Raw genomic sequence first — 24,941 nt, 5'->3', positions numbered from 1 at the left:
AACTACTCTGGTCTAACCAAAAATAAAGGTTGTCCGTACTCAACTAGCTGTCCGTTCTCAACGAGAACTTCAACGATCTCGCCTTTAATTTCAGCTTCTATTTCGTTCATTAATTTCATGGCTTCAACAATACAAACAACACTCTTATCCGTTACTTTAGAGCCGACACTTACGAATGGCGCAGAACCAGGGGAAGCGGATTGATAGAACGTTCCTACCATCGGAGATACGATCTTATGTAAAGATGAATCCTCTTGCTTGGCTTGTCCGTTAGCATGTACTGGTGCTTCGAGAGCAGCTGCAGCAGGTGCTGAGTTCGCATAGTTAGGTTGAGCAATCGGTGCATATGTGTGTTGAACTGGGGCGGATACATAGACAGGCTCCGCTTTATTCGGCTTACGAATAGAAAGGCGTGCACCTTCATTTTCAATTTCAAGCTCTTGTAAAGAGGATTGATCGACGAGTTTAATTAACTCTTTGATTTCACTCAATTTAAACATTCAAGTCACTCCTTTAGACGTTGGTGAACCCTTAAAAATGCGTTTTCATAGCCGCAACGTATGTATTATACCCATAAACGCACGAAATGGAAAGAGTCCAGTTTATCCGGACCCTTTCCACCACCATTTTGAGAACTCAAAACTTTGCTCGAATCCTATGGACGAACGTACTGGATCTTGATATTTTCAGGTGTTGCACCCAGCTCTTTCACTACCATATCCACGATGGATACGCCTTGGCTTTTTTCCAATTTATCAGCTTGAACCGTCACTTTCCACTTGCTTCCATCTTGATTAATGACCGCTTGCGGGAAATCTTGAATGAGCAGATCTTGCAGATTTTCAATTTTTTCTTGCAGATCTGTCAGAGCAGACAAATCGTTAGTTGCTTTGGCTACAGCTTCAGGCGTTTTCTTGGAATCCAAAATAATCATCATCAGATCGGTTGAAACTTTGCTGAAGTAATTATTTTGTTTCACTTGTTCATTCGTAAAATAATCGTTAGCTGATGTCGTTTTGGCTTGCTCTTCTACTTGTTTCAAGACTTGATCATCAGTTTTGGTAGTTGTTGTTTTGGAGGCATCTTTTGTCGTAGTTTTGGTGGCATCTTGTGTCGTTGTCGTTTTAGCATCTGTTTTTGTAGAAGTTTGCGGCATTGTCGATTTGGTGTCGGTTTGTGCGCCAGTTCCAGTTGTTGCTTTCACATCTGTTTTCGCACCTGTTACTGGATCAATTTGGCTCATATCAATTTTCACTTCTTGCGATTGACTGATGGCATCTGAAGAAGCAAGATCCAACTTATTGACATCCTCAGTGAACAGATAATACGCGGACAGCACCACCATCAAGCTAAGCATTGAAACGAGCCAAATTGTTTGTCTTTTTGCATTCATTGTTTATTCCTCCTTAGAATAGTTAGATAATTTCCTAATTTTATTCCCCTGTTTTGCGCGGCAAAATCGATATTTTACTTGCTTGAACGTCCATTCCTCGCTCTACGGCTTCCATGATCATTTTCTTCACTGTGAGATTTTCAGCGCCTTTCGCAACAACGATGACGCCTCTAATTTTGGGTTTAATGTATTTGAGCACAAGCGGCTTCTGGTCACCTGACACTTGATATACAACAACTTCGCCGCTCCGCGTTACCTGGGATATGTTGCGTGTTGCTCCGCCATTGTCGCGTTCTGTCGTCATGGTTTGATTGTCGTTATAATTTTTGTCAACGGTCATTTCCTCCGTAGATTCAATCGTAACGAGCACTTCCACCTCGCCGACACCGACAATTTTTTGCAGGATGCTTTTCAGCTGGTCACCGTAGGCTTGTTCGTAATCATGGAAGCTTGCGTTTTCCTTGGATGAACTTCCTGCAAAGGTTTCTTTACTAACAGGTGGCGGAGACGCTCTGCCTGTGTTGATGGGATCCAGATCTTTGACATTTATAAAGGCGTTGATAATCATTAGCGCAGCTCCTAAGAGCCCGACCACGATGACCCACAGCAACGTATTTTTACGTTTAGGCCCACCTGGTCCGCCGCCGAATTTGTGCTCCATCCATTGCAGCAATGTTCCCATCCATTCACCTCGCCATCCATCCTTTGCTTTGAGCTGCTCCGATCTCGATTTTGGCAGGATCCACTAACCAATTTCGTGAAATCCCTTGCTTGAGCCGGTCCTTTTCTTGCTCACTAGGCATCGCTTCTTTGGTTGACTGCGTATCGCTTTGTGTACTTGTTATTCGATCTTGCGCTACTGTGGCAGACCCTATTTTGATAGGATCTACGGGTTTGACAGGTTCCATCGCAGCAATGCTTTTGCTTGTCGTAGGCTGATGTTTCTTCGCTTCTATATCATCAAGGGTTACCTTCACATTTGAAATGCTGGGCTTCCCGTTATTGTCTACCTGTACTTGCACTTGAACATCTTGGATGGGCCGCTCCGTTTGTTTCTGCAAGTCTTCTTTGATCAATCCTGCTAATTGCGTTTGAACCAATTGTTGTGTTTTCTTCTGTTCGGCATTTTGTATCTGGTTAGCATCCTTCGTAATGGCTTCCAAAGATTTCATTTGGGCTTGATTTCCAAAACCACCTGCCAGCATGGTTTTCTCGTTCTGCGCTTTCTCTGCTTGGCTGAGCAGCTGGTCCATATCCCAATCTTTCTGGAACAGCTGAAGCACAGGAGTAAGTAACGTAAGTAGAATAAAAAGACTTAAAACCGTCTTCACATACCGCTGCATCGTATTGCTTGGGAGCAGAAGATCAACAAACGTCGCGAGCATAATGACCATAATGACGGTTTTCAGCCATCCTGCTAACCAATCCATCGCTAGGCTCCTTTCACCTCATCATGACGGAGACATTGCTAATTGTGATCATGATGGTCAGGGCAAGAAAAAACATTAAGCTTACTGCCGCTAGCGCTGCAAAAACATAAATCAAGCTTTTGCCAATCGTCTGTAGACAAGCAATGATCGGGCTGTCTCCTAACGGCTGCATCAGCGCTGCTGATAAGTTGTAGATGAATGCCAGCGTTAAAATTTTGATCGCAGGGAACGCACACAGGAGAACGAGGATGACGACACCAACGAGTCCTATCGCATTTTTGACCAGTAAGGATGCCCCTATTACGGTTTCTGTTGCATCCGAGAATAGGCGTCCTACCACAGGCACGAAATTCCCTGTAATGTACTTTGCTGTTCGAATCGCAACACCATCTCGTACAGCGCCCGCCGTGCCTTGGATGGAGATGACCCCGAGGAACACCGTTACGAACACGCCAAGCATGCTTAAACTTACGGTGCGCAGCAGATTTGCTAACTGTGTGACTTTAAACTTATCGCTCAGCGAGCTGACAATGTGCAGCACAGCTGAGAAAAACAAGAGCGGGAAAACAAATACATAAATGGCTGTACCCACGGAGTGGATCATGAAGACAATCAGCGGATGCAGAATGGCAACGGAAGTAACATTTCCCATGGAGGCTAATAATGTGAGCAGCAACGGCATGATCGCTATCATGAATTGAATCATGGAGGAAATGGCTGTCTTGGCATACCCGATCGCAACGCTGAAGCTATTGATCGCAATGATGATCAGCACCATATAGGTGATCGTATAGCCTAGCTTGCTTACCGTGTTTCGTTCGAAGGAACTTTGCAGCGTCTCCAGAATCATGCTAAAGACGGTCAACACGACGATCGAAGCCAATAATTTGCCATTGATGATAATTTCATGAAACACATACTTCAGAAGTCCTTTGAAAATACTCTTCATACTAATGCCCTTAGTGCCAAGAAGCAGTTCCATGAAGGTTGGCGTCTTGCTTTCCGGGAAATAACCCCCGTAGTCCTTCATCAGCTTATCCCAATATTGCTCGACGGGTTCCGTATTCAGTCGGTCCGCCTGCTCTTTGATCATGACATCCGTCGGCGATTCAGCCGTTAACGAGCCTGACAGGCCGAACCATAAGCCCATGGTTAGTATGAACAGTAAGATCCACCGGTTGTTCAGCTTCTGGTGCGAATAAAGTGGGTGCATGCGTGTCACTCCTTAGGTGAATCTTCTAAGCAGGGAGTAGTTTAACCACGGTCTCGATGATGACTGTAATGATCGGAATCGCCATGACCATAATGAGCACCTTACCCGATAGCTCAATTTTGGAGGCAATGGAATCTTGTCCGGCATCACGGACAATCTGTGCGCCAAACTCGGCGATATAAGCAACGCCAATGATCTTAAGAATCGTTTTGAGGAAAACGATGTTCACGTTCGACTTCACAGCCAAATCCTCAAGTACTTGGATGACTGATGATATTTTGCCTATTAAAAACAAGAAAATCACAATGCCCGTAAAAGCGGCTAACAAAAAGGCGAACATCGGCTTCTGTTCCTTGATAATGAGCGTCAATATTGTGACGATGAGTCCTAATCCTACGATTTGGATGATTTCCATCAGACCACCTCATTGGAATAGGAAAATGGTTTTAATTTCTTTAAACAAGTTATCCAGCATACTAACGACCATAAAAAGCACGACCACGAAGCCTATGACCGTGACCCAGTGTGCCATATCCTCTTTTCCCATCTGCTTCAGCACCGAATGGATCATCGCGATTATGATTCCGATGCCGGCGATTTGGAAAATGGCATTCACATCTACATTCATTCCTGGCACCTCACTCCGCCTTCAAGGAACTTGTCATGCACGGATACATGATCCCCACTAATACATTAAAATCACGACTAACGCACCGATTAGGACACCTAGGCTTTTCCACATTTTCTCGTAGCGCTGCTGCTCATCTCTGGCATCCGTCTCTTCCGATTGAAGTTGGCTAATCGCAAGCCGTAAATGCTTGATTTGGTCACTTCGATCCGAAAGACCCAGAACAGGTCCCAACTGCAGAATCACCTCTTGCTCAGCTTGCTTCATGGAGGTTCTTGCCCACACTTCCTTGACCGTCATTTGCCAAAGATCTTTGGTAGACTCGCCATTGCTTACCAGCAATCGTTCTGACATCAAGCGAAATAAGGAAGAAAGCGGATCGGCGACCTGCTTGCTTAATGAAGCAAATGCCTCTGGCAGCGGCGTAAGTGCATAGGCAATTTCTGTTTCCATTCGGCCTAGTGCATTGATCAGTCCACGAATTTGCTTTGGTCGTCTCACATAGTGAGCAGCTTGTAGAAAACCATACATGGAAGCTGCACCGAAGATCAGAACTCCACCAACAAATTTCAGCATCACCATCGTCCTTTGCGTTCGTCATACATCTCTATGGGCTTGCCTTGATGATCTAGCATCCGAAAGGAAGCTGGAGCACCTTTTCTTCGGGAGAGGATAACATATCTCATAAACACCCCTTCCTCCATTAACTGCCTGAGTACGGGCCGTCTAAGTACATCCTCATAGTTAGCTCCATGCGCCGTAGCTAGGACACGAATACCTGTGTGAACTGCTTCATGAATTGCATCCGCATCCTCAGATCGACCGATCTCATCGACAATGAGCACCTCAGGAGAGAGAGAACGGATCATCATCATCATGCCTTCTGCCTTCGGACACCCGTCTAGCACATCTGTGCGCGGCCCTAAATCAAATCTCGGCACCCCTTTGACACAAGCCGCCAGCTCAGAGCGTTCATCAACGATGCCAACCTTCTTGCCCGAAAGCGTGCTGTTTCTAGTCCCCCATTCGCCTCGGCTAATTAGTCTAGCGAGATCGCGAATTAATGTGGTCTTCCCTTGCTGCGGCGGGGAGATGATGAGTGTGTGATGAATGTTTCCCATACTCTGATCTACAAGGTACGGTAAAATCTCTTGACCTGCACCTTGAATTTCGCGCGCGATCCGAATATTGAACGAACTCACATCGCGAATTTGCTTTACTTGACCTTGATCGAGGATGGTACGCCCAGCTAGTCCTACGCGATGACCGCCTGACACCGTGATATACCCTCTTCGCAGTTCTTCCTCAAAGGTATACAACGAATGATTCGTAAGGATCTCGAGCAGGGTTAAGCAATCTTGCCTCGTCGGTTTATACGCCAAGGCTTCCTGGGTGATCATCTGCCCTCGCTCACTAATGAAGGCATAACGGTCTGCCCAGCTAATCTCAAGGGGACGCGACTCTCTCACCCTAATCTCTTCCACGCTAGCTTGTACGTTTGGTGGAAGCTCATTTAACATGAATCTGATGTTCTGGGGCAACAGGTGTGTAATACTCGCAAGCATCGTGAGACAGCCCTCCAAGTTGTCCAGTCTTCTATATTCATTTCTATGCTTACTAGAAAGAAATATGACCGATTATTACTTTTTAATAATCCCAATAAACAGACAGCTGACTCCAACAATGATCCACAGCATTTTCCCATATGATAGTTTTTCAGCTATGCCTACTAAACCTATCGTTGTCGTCGTTAATAGTACTAGAGGACCTACTAGTGCTAGAGCTGAATTCACCAACAGCGCTTTCTCAATTGTTGCCAGCCGAAGCATCAAAATAGCTGCAATAATTTCGATACTCCCTGAAATCATCCGTAAGGAAGCCATTGTTAGTACGATTTTGTTCATGAGAATTAACACCTCCTTTCCCCCTACCTTATGCGAGCTCGTCTCATTTTAGGCATGCTGGGCACCTCCATTTGTGCTCATGCATATGCTGTACACATAATTGATCCTTCGAAGGACAGTGAGGAGAAAGACCGATGGAAGTGACCTCTCAATTGAAATGGAACCCCGTTCTAGCTGACCCGACAGGGCAGAGGCAGTCCAAACCAAGAACGTTGGGGAAAACGATGGTGATGGATAAAGGACTCGGCATGCTTGCCTTCCAGGATTTACTCCACACCTCAAGCAGCCATGTGGATATGATCAAGCTTGGTTTCGGCACATCGCCGTTGTATCCGCTAGCCGTGCTGCGAAGCAAAATAAACCTAGCCAAAGAGAATAACATTCTCATTTACCCAGGAGGTACCTTTCTCGAAGTTGCTGTACGACAGCGTGCTGTAGATTCTTTTTTTGACATGATACTTGCACTCGGCTTTAATGGCGTTGAAATATCTGACGGAACCATTCAAATGGATCGGAGACAGCGTAATGAGCTGATTGCTAGAGGGTTGGACGAAGGGCTGGAAGTTGTTACGGAGTATGGAAAAAAAGGCTGGGGCTCTACAATTGAGTTAGCAGAATTAATTGAAACTGTCTTAATCGATTCGGAACTAGGTGCCTCCCTGGTCACGATTGAAGCGCGAGAATCCGGCATGGGTGTTGGAATTTTCGATGGGCAAGGAAACTGTAAAGATGAGGAATTGCACGGCGTGCTTGCTTCTATCTCAGGAGATCAGCTTCTATGGGAGGCTCCGCTTAAAACGCAGCAGGTACATTTGATTAACTCACTTGGTCCTGATATACATTTGGGCAATATATCGCCTGATGAGGTAATTGCTTTAGAAGCTTTGAGGAGAGGGCTCCGTTCTGACACGTTGTCCTTAGGTACCAGAAAGGATTAGCACATGCATATCGAGGTGATCGCCAACATCGGCGAAGCAAGAAGTGACGAGTTTCTCCATAAAACCGTCATTGTCGTTGATGTGTTACGTGCAACTAGCACAATCATCACCGCATTGATGAATGGCAGCAAGGGCGTAGTCCCTGTTGATACAGTAATAAAAGCAAAGGAATTGGCTCGTACTGGTGATTTACTTGGCGGTGAACGCTATTGCAAAAAAATCCCAGGCTTTGATTTTGGCAATTCTCCGCTTGAGTACACGCGCGAAGCCGTCCAAGGCAGACGCGTCATTTTGACGACCACAAATGGCACTAGAGGGATTCAAAAGGCGATAAAAGCCGACAGGGTGCTCGCTGGAGCAATTATAAACGCCAGTGCTACAGCCGCGGCAGCTATCGACCTGAAACGAGACACGGTGATCGTCTGTGCAGGAACGCAGGATGTATTTTCCTTAGAGGACGGCCTCTGTGCTGGCTTCCTCGTCGACGAAATCGCGTCTTTATTAGGCGTGGGTCTAATGGTAACGAATGATTTCGGCTTGGCGATGCGCGGTTGCTATCTCGAAGCTAAGGATCGCTTATTTGAGACGATACTTGCCTGCAGCAACGGTAAAAAAATGAAAAAGTCCGGCTTCCTCGCGGATGTCGAACTTTGCAGCAAAGCGAATATAACGGATTGCGTTCCCGTACTGGAACATGATCAGATGGTTCCGTTCCAACGTTAGCCCCACCCTTCGTTCTAAATACAAGCCCCTTTCATAAACTAAAATGACGACGATGAGGACGAGGGGTTTTGTAAATGAATGGTGATCTACTTTTAGTTATTCTTATTATCATTGGACTTATTGGCCGTACGCCTATCATTACAACTGCGGCTTGTCTTTTACTTGCCGTGAAGTTAATTGGTCTGGATCGTTATTTCCCAACCATGGAGCGCAGAGGGCTGGAGCTTGGTTTGCTGTTCCTTACAATTGGTATATTAATTCCTTTTGCAAGTGACCGCATCTCCATGAAAGATATCATCTCCGTCTTTACAACTTGGCCTGGGATCATTGCCCTTGTAGGCGGAGCGATTGCTACTTATATGAATGGAAAAGGGTTGGCGTTACTAAAAGTAGACCCACAATTAATTGTGGGTCTAGTCCTTGGTTCTATATTTGGCATCTTATTTATGCGCGGCATTCCGGTAGGTCCATTAATGGCTGCCGGAATCACGGCATTTTTATTGAAGCTTGCTTATTTTATTGCGGACAAACTCCATTAAGCTGTGAATCTTATCTACGATCTTCTGGTCCACCAACGAAGGCTTGCACCGCAGTGTCCAAGCCGTAGGCTGTGTGAAGAGCGCGGATAACCTCTGTTAAGTTCGTGTTGTCAATGACACATGACATTTTGATCTCGGATGTACTTACCAATGAGATCGTAATGCCCAGATCTGAAATGACTTTGAACATCGTAGCTGCAACACCTGGTGAGCTAACCATACCTGCACCAACAATCGAAACCTTCACTAGATCAACTTCGGAAGTCACTTCGCGGAAACCAACTTCAGCGCGAATTTGTTCAATGACATCAAGTGCTTTCTCGCGATCCGCTAAGGTCGTTGTGAAAGAGAAATCAGCAGATCCGTTGATTACGCCGCTTTGCACGATAATGTCAACGTCAATTTGCACCTCAGCAAGCGCTAGGAAAACCTTCGCAAGCTGACCTGGCTTTTCAGGAACACCCAGAATACTAATTCTTGCTACATTTTTGTCATAAGCGATGCCACGAACGACGATTCCTTGCTCCATCACTGCTTCCTCCTTCACGTTGGTGCCTTCGTTGTAATTAAAACTTGAACGGACCACGAGGGTCACGTTGTAATTTTTCGCATATTCAACTGCTCTTGGATGAAGTACTGCAGCCCCAAGGTTAGCAAGCTCAAGCATCTCATCATAGGAAATTTCAGCAAGCTTCCTTGCTACTTTCACGATACGCGGATCCGTGGTGTAAATACCATCAACATCGGTATAAATTTCACATAGATCTGCTTTGATCGCTGCCGCAAGTGCAACTGCTGTTGTATCAGAGCCGCCGCGGCCCAATGTGGTAATCTCGCCTGCCTCGGTCATTCCTTGGAAACCGGCTACGATCACGACATTCCCTTGTTCAATCGCATTCAGCACACGCTGCGGTTGAATATCCGTAATTCTTGCTTTACCATGAACAGGCTCGGTATAAATGCCACTTTGCCACCCGGTGTACGAAACCGCTTGTTCACCAAGATTATGTATGGCCATCGATAAAAGTGCTACGGAAACTTGCTCACCCGTTGTCAACAACATATCCATTTCACGAGCCGGAGGGGCTCCATCGTAAATCTGCTTGGACAAGTCGATCAAATCATCCGTTGTATCACCCATCGCAGAAACGACAACAACACAGCTGTGACCAGCTTGTTTGCGCTCAACGATTCTTTTTGCAACTCGTTTCATTCGCTCCGCATCACCGACAGAGCTACCGCCAAATTTCATCACTATAAGAGACAAAGCTGACCCACTCCTAACGCATACTAGTGCATAACAATTCAATATTATAGCATATAAATGGCTGACTGTGCTAAGAAATGAAAAAAAGCCTTTCCAACTCTCAGGAGTCAGAAAGGCTTTATTCATTGCTGAATTAGTTGCTAGCGCGGGAAAGGTACTTACCGTCATCTGTATCAACGGAAAGAACATCGCCTTCGTTGATGAACAGCGGAACCATCACATTAAGACCTGTTTCCACTTTCGCATTTTTCAATGCACCTTGTGCGGTGTTTCCTTTAACGCTTGCATCCGTTTCGACAACTTTCAAGTCGACGCTCTTCGGAAGGTTAATCCCTAGAATTTCACCTTGATAGCTCATAATCTTGATGTTCATGTTTTCTTTCAGGAAGTTCAATTCCCATTTCAATTGCTCATGGGCAAGGGAAATCTGATCGTAAGTCTCCGTATCCATGAACGTGTACTCGTCGCCAGCTGCGTACAAGTACTGCATTTCACGGTTTTCGATGTGAGCACGTCCAACGTTCTCACCAGCGCGGAAAGTACGCTCAACGGTGTTGCCGTTGCGTAGGTTTTTTAGCTTGGAGCGCACGAATGCAGCACCTTTACCTGGTTTTACGTGTTGGAAATCTAGAACTGTAAAAATATCATGCTCAACTTCAATCGTCAGACCTGTTTTAAAATCGTTTACTGATATCACTTGTAAATCCCTCCGCTAGTCAATGATAAGAAAATCTTTGGTAGAATGTGTAAGTATTTTAATGCCGGTCTCAGTAATTACTACGTCATCCTCAATTCGAACTCCCCCAAAATCAGGAAGATAAATACCAGGCTCAACGGTAACAACCATACCAGGAGTTAAAATCATATCTTCGGTTTTTGACACACGAGGAGATTCGTGAATCTCCATCCCCAACCCATGTCCGGTACCGTGACCGAAATAATCACCATAACCGTGCTTTACGATTACATCGCGTGCGAAAGCATCGCCTTCTCTGCCTGTAATCCCCGGTTTGAGGTTCGCCAAACAATGCAATTGTGCTTCCAAGACAATATCATAAATTTCCTTATGCTTGTCTGTCGGCTTTCCTAGCATAACCGTTCTTGTGATATCAGAGCAATAACCTTTATAATACGCTCCAAAATCCAATTTGACAAATTCGTTTAATTGAAGAATGCGATCACTTGCTTTACCGTGAGGCAACGCTGAACGCTCACCAGAAGCCACAATCGTCTCGAAGGAAGTCGAGGTCCCTCCGTTTTTGCGAATGAACACTTCAATCTCAAGCGCGATGTCTTTCTCTTTGACACCTGGTTTAATGAAGTTAAGGATGTGCGAGAAGGTTGCATCGGCCAAATCAGCCGCTTCCTGCATCACTTGCAGTTCAGCATCATCCTTCACCATGCGAATCAATTCAACAAGACGTGACGTTGGCACAAAATCAATGCCTGGAAGACCTTGTTGATAATTTAAGAAATCACCATATGAAACGTCGCTTTGTTCGAAACCAAGCTTCTTGATCCCTTGCTGCTGCAAGAGTTCGGTTACAGTCTCGATCGCCTTTGCTTTATGTTCAACCACTTCAAACAATTTGGCTTGCTGCGGCGCTTGCGTCATATAACGGAAATCAGTTAATAAAATGGCACGGTCTAACGTAATAAGTACATAGCCAGAAGAACCAGTGAAACCAGATACATATGTACGGTTATATGCGTTCGTGATGAGTAGTGCCGGTAAATCCTGCTGTTGCATAGCCTCGCGAAGACGTTCAATACGTTTCTCCTGCATCCAAATCACCATTCCTTCTTACAGATGGGGTAGTAAAGCTCGTAAACCAAGCGCATAGCTCTCTGCGCCAAATCCACAAATTTGACCAATTACAACGGGTGCGATGACCGAATGATGACGAAATTCCTCACGTTTATGAATATTCGAAATATGAACCTCTACCGTTGGCAATTGCACCGTTGATAGCGCATCGCGAATCGCATAGCTGTAATGGGTGAAGGCACCAGGATTAATGAGAATGCCATCCTTCGTACCATACGCTTCATGGATTTTATCAATAATCTCGCCCTCATGGTTAGATTGGAAGCTATCCAATTGGATTGAAAGCTCAGTCCCTAGCTCATGCAAACCCTCGATGATGGTGGAAAGTGTGACAGTACCATATACGCCAGGTTCACGAACGCCAAGCATATTCAGATTCGGACCATTCAAAACTAGAACCCTTTTCAATTGGAAATCCTCCCGCAACAATCGTCATTGGCCACTAGCCTATTGCCTGCTAATTAACCTTTGATATTTTACCATAACTTTCATGTCTTGGGTATAGCCTCTGTCGTTCTAGCGCTTGTATATTCAATGGCAATTGAATAACCGATAAACATCCCCCATACGAGGAATAAACAAACCTCACTTATGATCGTATTTAGATCTAATTCCGTGATCCAATACACCATCCCTGTAATCGGCCCCACCATTAGGTAAATTATCGCCCACCACACGGCGCCGTAGCCAATTCCCCAGAATGGACTACGCAGCTTCCACAACGTGACCATATAGATGAAGGCAGCCAATATCGAGAATAGAGCAAACACCGCCCACCCAATGAACAATCCCATCCACGTGTTAAAAAAATCATGTTTGAAGAATGGTTCTGCGAGGAAACCAATTCCGATGGTTGTAAATTTGAAATAATTTTCGACAATTTTGAGAGCACCCCATATAAGCCCGGCAAAAAAACCGATATATAGCACAAAAACCCAGCGATTTGTCTGCTTTTTCATAGCGGCATGCGCATTCGTCATTAGAGATCTTCCTTTCTCTACCGTAAAGGCTTGTCTTTTCATTGGCAATCATAGTATGTTCCGTCGCTATCGGTAGCATTCAACACCTGAATCCGTTACAATAAGAAAGTGAGAACTGAATTCGAGAAAGATGAGAAGGTGAATCTTGTGGCAGAACAAAACAGTATATACGGAGGACAAGCCGTCATCGAGGGCGTCATGTTCGCAGGAAGAAATGTGCACGTAACTGCTGTGCGCAAAAAGGACGGTTCCCTTGATTTTTTGGAAGTACCGAAGAAAGTGATTCCGTGGGTTCAAGCACTTAAGAAAATCCCTTTCGTTAGGGGAATTGTAGGAATTATCGAGTCGAGTGCCAAAGGTGCTCAGCATTTGAATTTCTCGGCCGAGTCGTTCGCTGAGCAAGAAGGCGATGATGATACGGCGAAAAAGGAAGAGAAAGCAGGCATCTTCTCTAACATTTCGATGGTTTTAGGCGTTGCCGTCGTTGGTGTCCTTTCATTTTTGTTCGGAAAATTCATTTTCACCTTAGTGCCCGCTATTATTGAACAGTTTTTGTTTCAAAATGTATTTAGCAATCAAATTCTTCATAATCTTATAGAAGGTGTAATCAAAATTATTTTGCTGGTAGGGTATATCTACTTCATCTCGCTTACACCTATGATTCGGAGATTGTTTCAATATCATGGTGCAGAGCATAAAGTTATTAGCGCCTATGAAGCTGGTGTGGAATTAACAGTAAGCAACGTCCAGAAGTTCAACACACTTCATTACCGTTGCGGCAGCAGTTTTATCGTATTCACCGTGCTAATCGGTGTTGTCATCTACTCATTCCTTCACTATGACGGATTAGTCGAGCGTATTGTACAGCGTTTAATTTTGTTGCCATTGGTTATCGGAGTTTCGTATGAAGTATTGCGCTTTACGAATTCGCTTCGTGAAGTACCTGTTCTTCGCTATTTAGGATATCCAGGACTTTGGCTCCAACTGCTTACAACCAAAGAACCAGAAGACAGTCAAGTTGAGGTGTCCATTGCATCATTTAACCGCATGCTAGAAGCGGAAAAACGAATTATGGAGGGACGGGCATGAGAAGAAAGTTTTCCCCGATTGAGATTGCCATAGGAATACTGATTGCCATAGGCTTGATCGTTAGTCTGCGTGTATTATTCATTCCTATTCTTGTGCTTGGGGCGATTTTTCTACTGTATAAATTCCCACCTTCCCGTTGGAAAAAACCTTCGATTAATCGAGGTAATGTAAAAGGAAAAACGAAGAACGCCAAATTTCGCGTCATCAACGGCACAAAAGATTCAGATAAGGATGATTTTCCGAAGTATCACTAAGTCAAGGATTTATGTGGTGGCCGCATCACAAATTTCTCGTAATTTTCTTCATAGGTACTGGCTGACCAGTTTTTGAAGTACGCTTTGGCCGCCAGAAAGCCGGACTCATACAATGACATGCTAAGCTCCTTGGATATGGTGAATTGTGTATTACCAACACCTAGGGTAGGAATTTTAACGGTACGGAAGCGGTTCTTTTGCTCAATGTAGCGTTCATCATGGGCACTAAGCATGGTGCTGAAGAGCGCTTCTAGCATCGTGATCGGCCCTCGGATCGTATGCGTTGGCGTATCGCTCTTCCCAACAAGCTGGAAGCCGATGACAGGCGTGAGTTTAGTGCGCGGCATGGCATTGTCGAACACCCACAGCGGGAAGTTGCTTAACAGACCTCCATCCACGATATAAGTAAATTGCTCTGTGAAAGGCTTAGCCTTCGCAGAGCTTTTTATATTGCGGCGAATTCGGACGGGATCGAAGAAATAAGGAATACTTGTGCTCATTCGCACAGCTTTGGCAACTGACAATTTACCGGGCTCAATGCCATATTGCGCAATATCATTGGGCAGCACCAATAGCTTGCCATGAGTGATATCAGAAGCAATAATACGGAGCTGATTGGGCTTCAGATCTGCAAAGGTGCGTATGCCTTTAGCTGCTAGTTGTTGATTCACCCAATGTTCCAATGCTTCGCCGGAATAGAGGCCTTTTTTGATCAACAAGCGCGCCGCGGGTCCTATGATTTTCGTATTGAAGATAGGTGAACGCTGCATAAACGACTTAAAAGGCGCTCTGAGGATCAACTCCCTCATTTCTTCCCCTGTGTAGCCTGCTGCCAAAAGAGCCGCCACAATCGCGCCAGAGCTTGTACCTGCGACTTCATGAAAGGTATACCCTTGCTCGTTGGCCGCGCTCACGCCACCTGCCAGTGCAATCCCTTTGACGCCCCCACCTTCGAATACCCCGTTTATCTTCATACAACGCACCCTCCCTTAGCACCATTTCATAGGGCTTCTTACGTATGTATGCGAGAGCAGTTCGTCTGTATTCACACAAAAAAAGACAGAGCACCGTAAACGGTCTCTGCCTAGTTCTCTGCCTCTAATTCTTTACGAACATTCATAAGTTCATCTGCTCGACTTGGATCTCTTCTGAAATATTCCAATAAGGTTTCAATGCAAGTAATGGAATCCCAGCTCAAATGGTGCTCAATGCCTTCGACATCCTTATATATATTGTCCTCATGGACACCTATTGTCGTTAGAAAATTTTCCAAAAGCTCATGTCGATCCATCAAACGCTTGCCCATCTTCTTACCTTTTGGGGTAAGGATGAGACCGCGATATTTTTCATAGATTAAATAATTATCTTTATCTAATTTTTGAATCATTTTAGTCACGGAGGAGGGGTGCACTTCAAGCCCTTCAGCAATGTCGGAAACACGAGCGTAACCTTTCTCATCGATAAGCTTGTATATTCTCTCCAAATAATCTTCCATACTTGGCGTAGCCATTGCTATATTTCCCCCTGCTGTGCATATTTCTTTCCAAATACTGCTTTCCTATCATAATCCATCTACCCAGATGCGGTCAAATCTCCCATGTTTCTATAGCCCATCTCTTTGGCACACTAAAATAATAGATTGTCATCCAGATTAGTGAAGGAGGCTCTCATGTCTACTGAATTATTAACAAGACCGCTGCCTAGTACGACGGTTTTCGTGCCAGAGCTTGTTTATTTTGAACCAGATGCCATGAATTATCCCAAAGGTAAGCAAATTTATGATTGGGCTAAACAAGAAGGCCTCGAAATTCATATGACAACTTCCCATAATCAAATACGCGATCTACCTGGTGAAACCGAATTAGATAAATATCGGATTGCCAAGAGAACCTTGGTCGTCGGCATTCGGAAAACGTTAAAATTCGAAACGTCCAAGCCCTCCGCCGAGTATGCAATTCCGATTGCAACGGGGTGTATGGGGCATTGCCATTATTGCTATTTGCAAACTACGATGGGTGCGAAGCCTTACATCCGCGTCTATGTAAATATGGACGATATTCTTACCGCGGCTAAGGGCTATATCGAGGAACGTGAGCCTGAAATCACACGTTTTGAAGCCGCGTGCACATCAGACCCAGTCGGGCTTGAGCATATCTCAGGCTCGCTCAAACAGCTGATCGAGTTCATGGGTGAACAAGAGCACGGCAGGCTGCGTTTTGTCACGAAATATCATCACGTGGAACCTTTATTAGATGCTAAGCATAACAAGCATACCCGATTTCGCTTTAGCGTGAATGCCGACTATGTGATCAAAAATTTCGAGCCCGGCACCTCTCGCTTTCACGAAAGAATTGAAGCGGCAAGCAAAGTAGCCAAGGCTGGATATCCGCTTGGTTTCATCATTGCGCCTATTATCTGGCACGAAGGCTGGGAGGAAGGCTATGCCACGCTGATCGAAAAGCTATACAATACGCTTCCTGCAGAAGCGACGGATGATCTCACTTTCGAGATGATTCAACACCGATTCACGAAAACAGCTAAGAATATTATTGAGAAACGTTATCCCAAAACGAAGTTGGAAATGGACGAAGAAAAGAGAAAATACAAATGGGGCAAATATGGGAAAGGCAAATATGTTTACAAAGATGAACAAGCTACCGCGTTGAGGGAGTTTATTACAGAACACATTTTCGATAAATTCCCTCAAGCGAAGATTGAATATTTTACCTAAACCCTTAGAATTTCAAGAAGTCTGGTGTAATGGAGTTCAGCCAAAGGGTGATTTGCGTCATTTTACCTGTATAAAGGAGAACGGCGATCACAATCATTAAGCCCCCGCCAATTTTCATAAGCAGGTTGGAATAGCGTAGAATCCATTTGGTTGAACCGATAAAAAAAGAAAGAACAAAGAACGGAATGGCAAACCCAAGTGAATAGGAAGTTGTTAGCTGAAACCATGTTCCCGGTTCTGTAGCCGCTAACGCCAGAATGGCTGAAAGAATCGGCCCGACACATGGTGACCAACCCGCAGCAAAGCCCATACCAACGAACACTGAACCAACATAGCCAGCAGGACGAAACTTAATGGACAGCTTGCGTTCTTTCATTAACCACTGCGGCTGAAAAATACCGAGTAAAAAAAGTCCCATTACAAATATTAATAGTGCGGCGATTTGTCTCAGCAAATCACGGTAATCAATGAAGAAGCTTCCTACAAAGCCTGCTGTTAGTCCTAAAGCGTAAAAGATGATAGAAAAACCAACAATGAAACTTAACGTGTGCAGCATCGTTTGGCGTCGTACTTGAGCCGTTGTTCTTCCTGACTTGAGTTCACTGACAGAAATACCTGTTATGTAGGATAAAAAGGAAGGATATAAAGGCAGGCAACAAGGTGAAATGAAGGAAGCAATCCCCGCCCAAAGGGCGATCCATAAATTAACAGAATCCATGATTTATATCCTCAATCCTCTTTTCAGAATAATCCCGATCAAAATAGCGATGAGGCTCAGTACGACCGTCCCTCCTGGTGCCAAATCCCAAATACCGGCTACAACTAGACCAACTATGACGGCAATTTCCGAGAATAAAATCGCTAAAAATACGGAATGTTTAAAACTACGTGCGATTAACAAGCTGCATGCGACTGGAATCGTTAATAACGAAGATACAAGTAACGCGCCAACAATTTTTATAGCCACAGAAATAACTAGCGCAGTCAGCATTGTAATCATCATATTATAAAATTTCAGTGGAAGTCCACTTACACTCGCAGCATCCTCGTCGAAAAACATCAAGAAAAATTCTTTGAAGTGAAACACAATCACACCGATAACAAGCACACAAACAATTAAAACCACCCATAAATCCGTGGAGTCCAATGTATATATACTTCCGAACAAATAACTCATCACGTTCATATTAAATCCCTTGCCCAATGTAAAAAGAAGCGTTGCAAGCGCTACGCCGCCTGACATGATGATGGCTATCGAAAGCTCTGCGTAGGTTTTATAGGCCTTGCGGAGCCGTTCTATTGCAAAAGAGGCTAGCAGGGCAAACACAAGTCCCACACCTAAAGGGTATACATTGATCAAGAAACCAAGTGCTACCCCAGCGATCGAAACATGGGCTAGCGTGTCTCCGATCATGGATAACCGTCTGAGAACAAGAAAAACGCCCATCAAAGGCGCTGTAAGCCCGATCAACAAACCACCTATTAAAGCACGCTGAAAAAAGTACTCTGTAAATATGTCCAAAATGCCCGCTCCTTACTGAACTCCGATCATCTCTCGAATCTGGCCGAGTGAATGTGTTAGATTCGTCTCACGGCAATCCTCGGGATCATGGGTATGCTTCACATAAAACTTGATGCCGCCGCTAACTTGCTGCGGCTCTGTTCCTAGATACGATTGAATCATGTCCATATCATGGGAAACCATAATGAAGGTCATATGATGATGCTGATGCATATGTTTGATCATTCGGAAGAAACCGATCTGCGTTTCAGCATCTATTCCTACTGTAGGCTCATCTAGAATGAGCAGCTCAGGGTTGTTAACAATTGCACGAGCTAAGAAAGCTCGTTGCTGCTGTCCGCCTGAAAGCTGGCCAATACGTCGATCAGCTAGATCCTCGATGCGCATCGCAAGCATCGCGTCTTCTGCCTTTTGCAGCTCAGCCTTCGATAATCGGCGATAGACGTTCTTCTTGTTATACATGCCCGAAAGCACAACTTCTCTTACCGTTGCTGGGAATAAGGGATTAAAGGCATTTTTTTGTGGAACATAACCGATCCGTTCCCAATCCTTGAATTGACTCAATGGCCGATCAAATAATCGAATTTCCCCGCTCGTTGGTTTTAAGAGACCAACGAGCATTTTAAGGAGCGTCGTTTTTCCGGCACCATTGGAACCAATGACGCCAACAAAATCGCGCTCAAACACATTAAACTGTAAATTGTTGATGACCGTCTTATTTTCGTATGAAAATGAAATTTGATCGATTGAAATAATCTTCTGATGGCATAACATTTTATCACTATTCTCCATCTGTTTACCCCTGACTAACCAAGAATGGTCTTTCTCCCTTTATTGTAACGCGATGACCAGGTTTTTCAAATTTTTGTCCATAATCGAAATATAATCCTCGCCAGCATCTAACTGCTCTTCCGAGAGCCCCTCAAGCGGATTGAGAACTAACGTGTCAACTTTCGCATCTTTAGCTAACGTCTTTGCCAACTTATCCGAGACAAGCTCCTCGAAGAAAATGTACTTCAGTTGATGATCTCTAATAAAAGCGTTGATTTGCTTCAAATCTTGAGCTGTTGGTTCAGCGTCCGGCGATAATCCCATAATGGACATTTGAGTCAAGCCGTAGTCTCTACATAGATATGCAAAAGCATGATGAGATACTGCTATTTCTTTTTTGGCAGTTTGAGCAAGTTCTTTTTTATACCTCGCGTCTAAATCCGATAATTTGGCAGCATATTTCTGATAGTTTTGCTCGTACACATCTTTATGTGTAGGATCCGCGTCAATCAAGGCTGTCTTAATATTATTAGCCATTTTCTGTGCATTTAACGGGCTTAACCAGGCATGAGGATCAAATTCTTCTTTATTATCATCAGTTGTGATCAAATTAGCCCCTTTACTAGCTTCGACGACACGTAGCGTTGAATTACTTGATAGACTTCCAAGAAAATCTTTGACCCAACCTTCAAATCCAGCACCTTGATAAACGAAAATTTGTGAGCCAGACATATTTTTGATATCCCTGCTTTTTGGAGACCAATCATGCGGCTCGACGCCAGCGGGAACAAGATTGATCACATTTACATAATCGCCGCCAATTTGCTTCGTGAAATCATACAAGGGATAAAAGCTAGTGACCACATTCACTTTCCCTTCAACTAATCCTGCTTTCGAGTTTCCACAGCCTGCGATACAAATCGCAACAATCATCAATAAACCTATGTAGATAAATCGCTTAGCATGTCTTGTCATTTTCTGAGCACCTACTCTAAATCGTAATTTTTTTTATTAACGATTTGATTATACGAGTTGGCCTTATGGAAAGTCAATATATTTGGGCGGAAAGTCAAAAAAGCCAAGCTGTGTTGTTCACAGCATGGCCATTTCTAATTTCCCTCAATTTTACTAAGATCCATCCGTTTTTTCTTCTTCGGAATCACTCGAATCTTCCGAGTCCTCGGAGTCACCAGAACTGCCAGAATCACCTGACCCCGATGAATCTCCAGAGGCTCCTTCCTCGCCTTTCGCTTCCTTGGCTTTCTGCTTTTCCTCGCTGCTGCCCTTCGTGGGTTTGTCAGCTTCTTCTTTCAGCTTTTTATAACGCTCCTCTGACTCCTTAATGAGTTTCGCGTCCTGCTCCTTTTGATATTCAATCACCTCGTTGTACATCTGATACTGTTTTTTCAATTCTTGATCAATCACACTTTCTTTGCTTTTAGCTTCAGCTTCTTTCTTGGCCTCTTCCTTCTTCTTCTCGCCTCCACCGAACAACGAACAAGCTGTCAAAGTGATGATCACAATTGCAATGGTTATCCCTTTTCCAATTCGCCTAATAAGCATCTCATTCACTCCGTGGTTAGTTTCCTTTAGCTTGCCCGTTGTTATCAAAAATACCCCAACACAGCAAAGACCCCACTCTGAAAATTCAGAGGCGGGGCCCTTCGTGTTGGAGGCTATTATTTCACGATTGCACCGTTCGGCATAGAATCCGGAACGGTCGCTAGCGTGAGCTGATCGCCGTGTGAAGCGGCGAGAATCATACCTTGAGACAGCTCGCCGCGCAGCTTAGCGGGCTTCAAGTTCGTGACGCAAATAACTTTGCGTCCAACAAGATCCTCGGGCGTGTAGAACTTCGCAATGCCCGAAACAACTTGGCGCTGCTCGTAGCCAAGATCAAGCTGCAGCTTGAGAAGCTTGTCGGCGCCTTTCACAGGCTCCGCCGAAATCACTTGCGCGACGCGCAGCTCCACCTTGGCGAAATCGTCGATACCGATTTCGTCTTTGGGCTCCGGCGCAGGCACAGCTTCAACAGCAGCGGACGCAGGAGCTGCTGCTGCTTTAGGTTCATCGGTGCTCACGGAAGCACCGCCACCCATAGCCTCGACGATATAGGCGACTTCTGCCGCCACGTCGAGTCTTGGGAACATCGGCTCGCCCTTCTGCACCTTAGTGCCCGAAGGGAGATGCCCGAATGACTGCACGCTTTCCCAAGCGGTCAAACGGGGTAAGTCTTCAGCAGCTAGGCCAAGCTGCGCCCAGATCAGTTCCGGTGTCTTCGTTAAGAAAGGACGAAGAAGTACGGAAGAGATGCGCTGGGATTCTGCCAGCACATACATGACGGAGCCAAGCGTCTCGCGTTTGGCTTCATCCTTAACCATCGACCAAGGCTGCGTTTCGTCGATATATTTATTCGTGCGGCTAATCAACTGCCACACCGCGGAGAGAGCAATGGAGAACTCCATTTTCTCCATCGACTCTTCGTACTTCGCTACTGTCGTACGAACCGTCTCCAGTAGACTTTCGTCAAATTCGGTAGCTCCAGGGATATATGCTGGTATGCTACCTGCAAAATACTTATCGATCATCACAATCGTACGATTAAGCAAATTCCCTAAGTCATTGGCAAGATCATGATTCACACGCTCAACGAAACTCTCTGGCGTAAACGTACCGTCAGCTCCGAATGGTACTTCGCGCATGAGGTAATAACGTAGTGCATCCAATCCATAACGGTCAATAAGTGTAACAGGATCCACAACATTGCCCTTCGACTTGGACATTTTGCCATCCTTCATGAGCAGCCATCCGTGTGCAAACACCTTTTTCGGCAAAGGCAAATCAAGCGCCATTAACATAATCGGCCAATAAATCGTATGGAATCGTACAATTTCCTTACTCATTAAATGCACATCTGCCGGCCAATACGTCTTGAAAATTGACTCGTCGTCAGATCCATACCCAAGCGCCGTAATATAATTCGAAAGCGCATCAATCCAAACATAAATGACATGCTTCGGATCACCTGGCACTTTGATCCCCCAGTCAAAAGTAGTTCTCGAAACAGCCAAATCCTCTAAGCCAGGTTTAATGAAGTTATTCAACATCTCATTCTTACGCGATTCTGGCTGGATGAAATCAGGATTTTCTTCGTAGTATTGAACCAAACGATCCGCATACTTACTCATCCGGAAGAAATACGTTTGTTCCTTCATTTTCTCCACAGGACGTCCGCAATCAGGACACTTCCCATCGACTAGCTTACTCTCAAGGAAAAAGGATTCATCCGGAATACAATACCAACCTTCATATTCACCTAAATAAATATCTCCCTGATCAAGTAAACGCTGAAAAATCTTAGCAACAGCATCCTTGTGACGATCTTCCGTCGTACGAATAAAATCATCATAAGAAATATCCAGCTTCGCCCATAACTCTTTAATTCCAGACACGATATTATCTACAAACTCTTGTGGTGTTGTTCCTTTTTCTTGCGCTTTGCGCTCAATTTTCTGTCCATGTTCATCAGTACCTGTTAAATATCGAACATCATAGCCTTGTAACCTTTTGTAGCGCGCCATAGCGTCCCCAGCTACCGTTGAATAGGCGTGGCCAATATGCAGCTTGTCACTTGGATAATAAATCGGCGTGGTAATATAAAATGTTTTTGATTGTTCGGACATTATTCGTTCCTCCAATAGTGAATAGTAGAAAACACAAAAAACCCTCATCCATCTTGGGACGAGAGTTGAACTCACGCGGTACCACCCAGGTTCCCCCGCCTTTCACAAGCTCGGGGCTCAGTAAGTCTATAACGACTTGCCCATTAACGCTGGGACACGAGGCCAGCTTACTCTCTGCATTTTGTGTGTAAGCATTGCATTACACCCTAGTGCCGAGTAGCTCGAAGGCCTATTCTCCGGGACCATATTCCAAACATTCACCTATACCGGCTTTCACCTGACCCGGCTCTCTGTTCATAGGCATCCGATTGTACTTATCCGTTCATCGAAAAAACAATATTTAGCATCTTAAGCACAATATATCGAAAAAAACAGCTTCATGTCAAGCTGACAGAATTCACTAAATTAATTTATCTTCTTTGCAGGTACATGATCCACACCACCTGGATGAAATGGATGGCATTTGCAGATTCGTTTCGCGGATAACCAAGAACCTTTCAAAGGTCCATGAACCTCTATCGCTTCTAGTGCATATTGCGAACATGTTGGATAAAATCGGCATGTAGGGGGCTTCAGCGGCGAAATAAACTTCCGATAAAAATGAATGGGTGCTTGAACAACCCTTTTCATCAGCAATCTCCTAGTTCTTAGTAAAGTAGTGTTCTTCACTCATTATCTTGCCTGAAAATAGGAATTGCGTCAAATATAACGATGCCAAAACCTTCACAACTGAAAACACTTCAAAAACCTTGTATATAAATGAATGGACACAAAGGTTTTCATTCGTGCTTTCATATTTTGTTTAAGAATTTTTATAGATTCTATATATGAAAGGAGATCAAATTCCTCCTGCAAGTTATGGATTGGTTTTGGCGCACTTATTAGCAATTTATCGGATTTAGCACGTGAGGCTTTCAATTTACGAAATGCGAGCAATCGACTTTCCTCAACTTGGAATGCCAAACAAATTTTTTGAAGCAATAACTTCGCACTTCTGTAATTGATTTGTAAAAGCTCAGATAAACCGTAAGCCGTTACTTCTGTACCGCACTCAAATAAAGTGTGGATTGCACTAAACCAAGTTAGTAAAGAAAGTTTAGATTTGTGCATGATTGTGCCTGCCGTGAGAGAAACTTGCATTCTACACTCTTTGCACTCCAATAATCTGCGAGTACGAACTTGAAAAGCTTCATTGTGATCGCATCGAGGACAATGAAATCCATTTGACCAACGCAGGTTCATCAGAAAATCCTCACATTCCTCTTCCGTTTGACAAACTGACGCTCCACTAGCAATTAAATCAAAATTCATTTCCCCTCACCTCACACCGGAACTTACGTTCTATTTATTATATCATAACAAACAAACGTTCGCATGTACAGCTTTTTTACATATTTTTTTCCATTTCTCCTCACTTAGTGCAGCGATATATTCGGTATAATACAAAATCTGTGATACATACAAGTAATGAAGTTAACACGGTTCTTAAGAATTATTATGAAACATTAAAAACGCTATTCGAGAGAAATTTGGCATGAAGTATTTACTTAGTAGTACTTAATTGAGTTTTGCATTGATTAATTGTTTATTGAATCCCCTTGTGCTGCTAATTTTTATTCACAGATGGATATATATATAACTTTAATCAAATTAGCAATTGCTAGAGGCATGATTATTGCCAAACTGAACGTTTCAGGCAATTACGGCTTGTAATTAGCACAGAATTTCGAAAATGACGATATACACACGCAGAATTATGATGGATGGAGATTGCTGGAGATTGCACGAACATCAGATTTTTGATATGGCTTTGGAATTACTTGTTGTAGATAACACAGAACCTCTGTTGATGTGAATTGCAGCTTACTAAAGAACTACTTTGAACTGGATTGAAGATAGTTCAGAATTCCGATGTAGTTAGGGATGTGTACAAAGTAGGTTCGGGTTCGGGTTCGGGTTCGGGTTCGGGTTCGGGTTCGGGTTCGGGTTCGGGTTCGGGTTCGGGTTCGGGTTCGGGTTCGGGTTCGGGTTCGGGTTCGGGTTCGGGT

General features: G+C 44.4%; 31 protein-coding genes. 6 read left to right on the top strand and 25 right to left on the bottom strand.

The features are described 5' to 3' along the window. Positions 1–2: 2 nt before the first annotated feature. The 10 genes from accB to AC58QO_RS11640 all read right to left on the bottom strand — a co-directional run bounded on the left by accB (position 3) and on the right by AC58QO_RS11640 (position 6,568). Complete coding sequence (accB, locus tag AC58QO_RS11685; RefSeq protein WP_497265564.1) at positions 3–500, bottom strand: acetyl-CoA carboxylase biotin carboxyl carrier protein; 498 nt, start codon at positions 498–500, stop codon at positions 3–5. A 155-nt stretch (positions 501–655) separates the two neighbouring features. Then, on the bottom strand, positions 656–1,393 hold the full coding sequence (locus tag AC58QO_RS11680) for a SpoIIIAH-like family protein (protein ID WP_497265562.1): 738 nt from the start codon (positions 1,391–1,393) through the stop codon (positions 656–658). Between the two features lie 40 nt (positions 1,394–1,433). Beyond that, positions 1,434–2,075: a stage III sporulation protein AG gene (gene spoIIIAG, locus AC58QO_RS11675; protein WP_497265561.1), complete on the bottom strand. Its 642-nt coding sequence runs from the start codon at positions 2,073–2,075 to the stop codon at positions 1,434–1,436. A 4-nt stretch (positions 2,076–2,079) separates the two neighbouring features. Further along, positions 2,080–2,823 (bottom strand): stage III sporulation protein AF, encoded by a 744-nt coding sequence (gene spoIIIAF, locus AC58QO_RS11670; protein WP_497265559.1) that lies wholly within the window; start codon positions 2,821–2,823, stop codon positions 2,080–2,082. Positions 2,824–2,836: 13 nt separating this feature from the next. Continuing rightward, the gene (spoIIIAE, locus tag AC58QO_RS11665) at positions 2,837–4,036 is read right to left on the bottom strand and encodes a stage III sporulation protein AE (RefSeq protein WP_497265557.1); all 1,200 of its coding nucleotides are present in this window, start codon (positions 4,034–4,036) and stop codon (positions 2,837–2,839) included. A gap of 25 nt (positions 4,037–4,061) precedes the next feature. Further along, positions 4,062–4,451 (bottom strand): stage III sporulation protein AD, encoded by a 390-nt coding sequence (gene spoIIIAD, locus AC58QO_RS11660; protein WP_477590847.1) that lies wholly within the window; start codon positions 4,449–4,451, stop codon positions 4,062–4,064. Positions 4,452–4,460: 9 nt separating this feature from the next. Further along, on the bottom strand, positions 4,461–4,664 hold the full coding sequence (gene spoIIIAC, locus AC58QO_RS11655) for a stage III sporulation protein AC (RefSeq protein WP_056614718.1): 204 nt from the start codon (positions 4,662–4,664) through the stop codon (positions 4,461–4,463). A gap of 57 nt (positions 4,665–4,721) precedes the next feature. Next, on the bottom strand, positions 4,722–5,240 hold the full coding sequence (spoIIIAB, locus tag AC58QO_RS11650; RefSeq protein ID WP_497265555.1) for a stage III sporulation protein SpoIIIAB: 519 nt from the start codon (positions 5,238–5,240) through the stop codon (positions 4,722–4,724). Then, a complete protein-coding gene (gene spoIIIAA, locus AC58QO_RS11645) occupies positions 5,240–6,229 on the bottom strand; it encodes a stage III sporulation protein AA (RefSeq protein WP_497265553.1) in 990 nt (329 codons plus the stop codon). The genes spoIIIAB and spoIIIAA overlap by 1 nt, the downstream gene beginning before the upstream one ends. 75 nt (positions 6,230–6,304) lie before the next feature. Then, positions 6,305–6,568: a YqhV family protein gene (locus AC58QO_RS11640; RefSeq protein WP_497265551.1), complete on the bottom strand. Its 264-nt coding sequence runs from the start codon at positions 6,566–6,568 to the stop codon at positions 6,305–6,307. Between the two features lie 134 nt (positions 6,569–6,702). Here AC58QO_RS11640 and comA point away from each other — a divergent pair, with 134 nt between their 5' ends. The 3 genes from comA to AC58QO_RS11625 all read left to right on the top strand — a co-directional run bounded on the left by comA (position 6,703) and on the right by AC58QO_RS11625 (position 8,768). Further along, the gene (gene comA / locus AC58QO_RS11635; protein WP_497265549.1) at positions 6,703–7,506 is read left to right on the top strand and encodes a phosphosulfolactate synthase; all 804 of its coding nucleotides are present in this window, start codon (positions 6,703–6,705) and stop codon (positions 7,504–7,506) included. 3 nt (positions 7,507–7,509) lie between these two features. Beyond that, a complete protein-coding gene (locus AC58QO_RS11630; protein ID WP_497265547.1) occupies positions 7,510–8,229 on the top strand; it encodes a 2-phosphosulfolactate phosphatase in 720 nt (239 codons plus the stop codon). A 74-nt stretch (positions 8,230–8,303) separates the two neighbouring features. Then, complete coding sequence (locus tag AC58QO_RS11625; RefSeq protein ID WP_497265545.1) at positions 8,304–8,768, top strand: DUF441 domain-containing protein; 465 nt, start codon at positions 8,304–8,306, stop codon at positions 8,766–8,768. Between the two features lie 10 nt (positions 8,769–8,778). On the opposite strand, the gene AC58QO_RS11620 is transcribed toward AC58QO_RS11625, so the two are convergent. From AC58QO_RS11620 to AC58QO_RS11600, 5 genes are all read right to left on the bottom strand, one after another. Beyond that, positions 8,779–10,035, bottom strand: a complete 1,257-nt coding sequence (locus AC58QO_RS11620; RefSeq protein WP_497265543.1) for an aspartate kinase — start codon at positions 10,033–10,035, stop codon at positions 8,779–8,781. 133 nt (positions 10,036–10,168) lie between these two features. Then, positions 10,169–10,732, bottom strand: coding sequence for an elongation factor P (gene efp / locus AC58QO_RS11615; protein WP_171630165.1), 564 nt, complete (start codon positions 10,730–10,732; stop codon positions 10,169–10,171). A gap of 15 nt (positions 10,733–10,747) precedes the next feature. Beyond that, positions 10,748–11,821: a M24 family metallopeptidase gene (locus AC58QO_RS11610; protein ID WP_497265541.1), complete on the bottom strand. Its 1,074-nt coding sequence runs from the start codon at positions 11,819–11,821 to the stop codon at positions 10,748–10,750. Positions 11,822–11,839: 18 nt separating this feature from the next. Continuing rightward, positions 11,840–12,271: a type II 3-dehydroquinate dehydratase gene (aroQ, locus tag AC58QO_RS11605; protein ID WP_497265540.1), complete on the bottom strand. Its 432-nt coding sequence runs from the start codon at positions 12,269–12,271 to the stop codon at positions 11,840–11,842. 80 nt (positions 12,272–12,351) lie between these two features. Then, complete coding sequence (locus AC58QO_RS11600; RefSeq protein ID WP_497265538.1) at positions 12,352–12,843, bottom strand: YqhR family membrane protein; 492 nt, start codon at positions 12,841–12,843, stop codon at positions 12,352–12,354. A 198-nt stretch (positions 12,844–13,041) separates the two neighbouring features. Here AC58QO_RS11600 and AC58QO_RS11595 point away from each other — a divergent pair, with 198 nt between their 5' ends. Next, positions 13,042–13,932, top strand: coding sequence for a DUF1385 domain-containing protein (locus tag AC58QO_RS11595; protein ID WP_497267456.1), 891 nt, complete (start codon positions 13,042–13,044; stop codon positions 13,930–13,932). After that, positions 13,929–14,186, top strand: coding sequence for a hypothetical protein (locus tag AC58QO_RS11590; RefSeq protein ID WP_497265536.1), 258 nt, complete (start codon positions 13,929–13,931; stop codon positions 14,184–14,186). The genes AC58QO_RS11595 and AC58QO_RS11590 overlap by 4 nt, the downstream gene beginning before the upstream one ends. Here AC58QO_RS11590 and AC58QO_RS11585 read toward each other — a convergent pair. Both AC58QO_RS11585 and mntR read right to left on the bottom strand, forming a co-directional pair. After that, positions 14,183–15,160, bottom strand: a complete 978-nt coding sequence (locus AC58QO_RS11585) for a patatin-like phospholipase family protein (protein WP_497265534.1) — start codon at positions 15,158–15,160, stop codon at positions 14,183–14,185. The genes AC58QO_RS11590 and AC58QO_RS11585 overlap by 4 nt on opposite strands. A gap of 110 nt (positions 15,161–15,270) precedes the next feature. Next, positions 15,271–15,696 (bottom strand): transcriptional regulator MntR, encoded by a 426-nt coding sequence (gene mntR, locus AC58QO_RS11580; protein ID WP_056614749.1) that lies wholly within the window; start codon positions 15,694–15,696, stop codon positions 15,271–15,273. A 159-nt stretch (positions 15,697–15,855) separates the two neighbouring features. On the opposite strand from mntR, the gene splB reads away from it, so the two are divergent. Further along, entirely contained in the window at positions 15,856–16,917 is a 1,062-nt protein-coding gene (gene splB / locus AC58QO_RS11575) for a spore photoproduct lyase (protein ID WP_497265532.1), read from the top strand. 4 nt (positions 16,918–16,921) lie between these two features. On the opposite strand, the gene AC58QO_RS11570 is transcribed toward splB, so the two are convergent. The 8 genes from AC58QO_RS11570 to AC58QO_RS11535 all read right to left on the bottom strand — a co-directional run bounded on the left by AC58QO_RS11570 (position 16,922) and on the right by AC58QO_RS11535 (position 24,204). Next, positions 16,922–17,635 carry a cytochrome c biogenesis CcdA family protein gene (locus AC58QO_RS11570; RefSeq protein WP_497265531.1) on the bottom strand — a complete coding sequence of 238 codons (714 nt, stop codon included), beginning with the start codon at positions 17,633–17,635 and terminating at the stop codon, positions 16,922–16,924. Positions 17,636–17,638: 3 nt separating this feature from the next. Then, the gene (locus tag AC58QO_RS11565; RefSeq protein WP_497265529.1) at positions 17,639–18,439 is read right to left on the bottom strand and encodes a metal ABC transporter permease; all 801 of its coding nucleotides are present in this window, start codon (positions 18,437–18,439) and stop codon (positions 17,639–17,641) included. Positions 18,440–18,451: 12 nt separating this feature from the next. Further along, positions 18,452–19,231: a metal ABC transporter ATP-binding protein gene (locus tag AC58QO_RS11560; RefSeq protein WP_497265527.1), complete on the bottom strand. Its 780-nt coding sequence runs from the start codon at positions 19,229–19,231 to the stop codon at positions 18,452–18,454. 39 nt (positions 19,232–19,270) lie between these two features. Continuing rightward, the gene (locus AC58QO_RS11555) at positions 19,271–20,185 is read right to left on the bottom strand and encodes a metal ABC transporter substrate-binding protein (RefSeq protein ID WP_497265525.1); all 915 of its coding nucleotides are present in this window, start codon (positions 20,183–20,185) and stop codon (positions 19,271–19,273) included. 153 nt (positions 20,186–20,338) lie between these two features. Continuing rightward, a complete protein-coding gene (locus tag AC58QO_RS11550) occupies positions 20,339–20,773 on the bottom strand; it encodes a hypothetical protein (protein WP_497265523.1) in 435 nt (144 codons plus the stop codon). A 116-nt stretch (positions 20,774–20,889) separates the two neighbouring features. Next, positions 20,890–22,893: a methionine--tRNA ligase gene (metG, locus tag AC58QO_RS11545; protein WP_497265521.1), complete on the bottom strand. Its 2,004-nt coding sequence runs from the start codon at positions 22,891–22,893 to the stop codon at positions 20,890–20,892. 405 nt (positions 22,894–23,298) lie between these two features. Next, positions 23,299–23,523: a membrane protein insertion efficiency factor YidD gene (gene yidD / locus AC58QO_RS11540; protein ID WP_497265519.1), complete on the bottom strand. Its 225-nt coding sequence runs from the start codon at positions 23,521–23,523 to the stop codon at positions 23,299–23,301. 93 nt (positions 23,524–23,616) lie between these two features. Continuing rightward, positions 23,617–24,204: a transposase gene (locus tag AC58QO_RS11535; protein ID WP_497265517.1), complete on the bottom strand. Its 588-nt coding sequence runs from the start codon at positions 24,202–24,204 to the stop codon at positions 23,617–23,619. Between the last annotated feature and the right edge of the window lie 737 nt (positions 24,205–24,941).

The organism is Paenibacillus sp. J31R30, from assembly GCF_059692115.1.
This window is presented reverse-complemented; position numbering and strand designations above follow the sequence as displayed.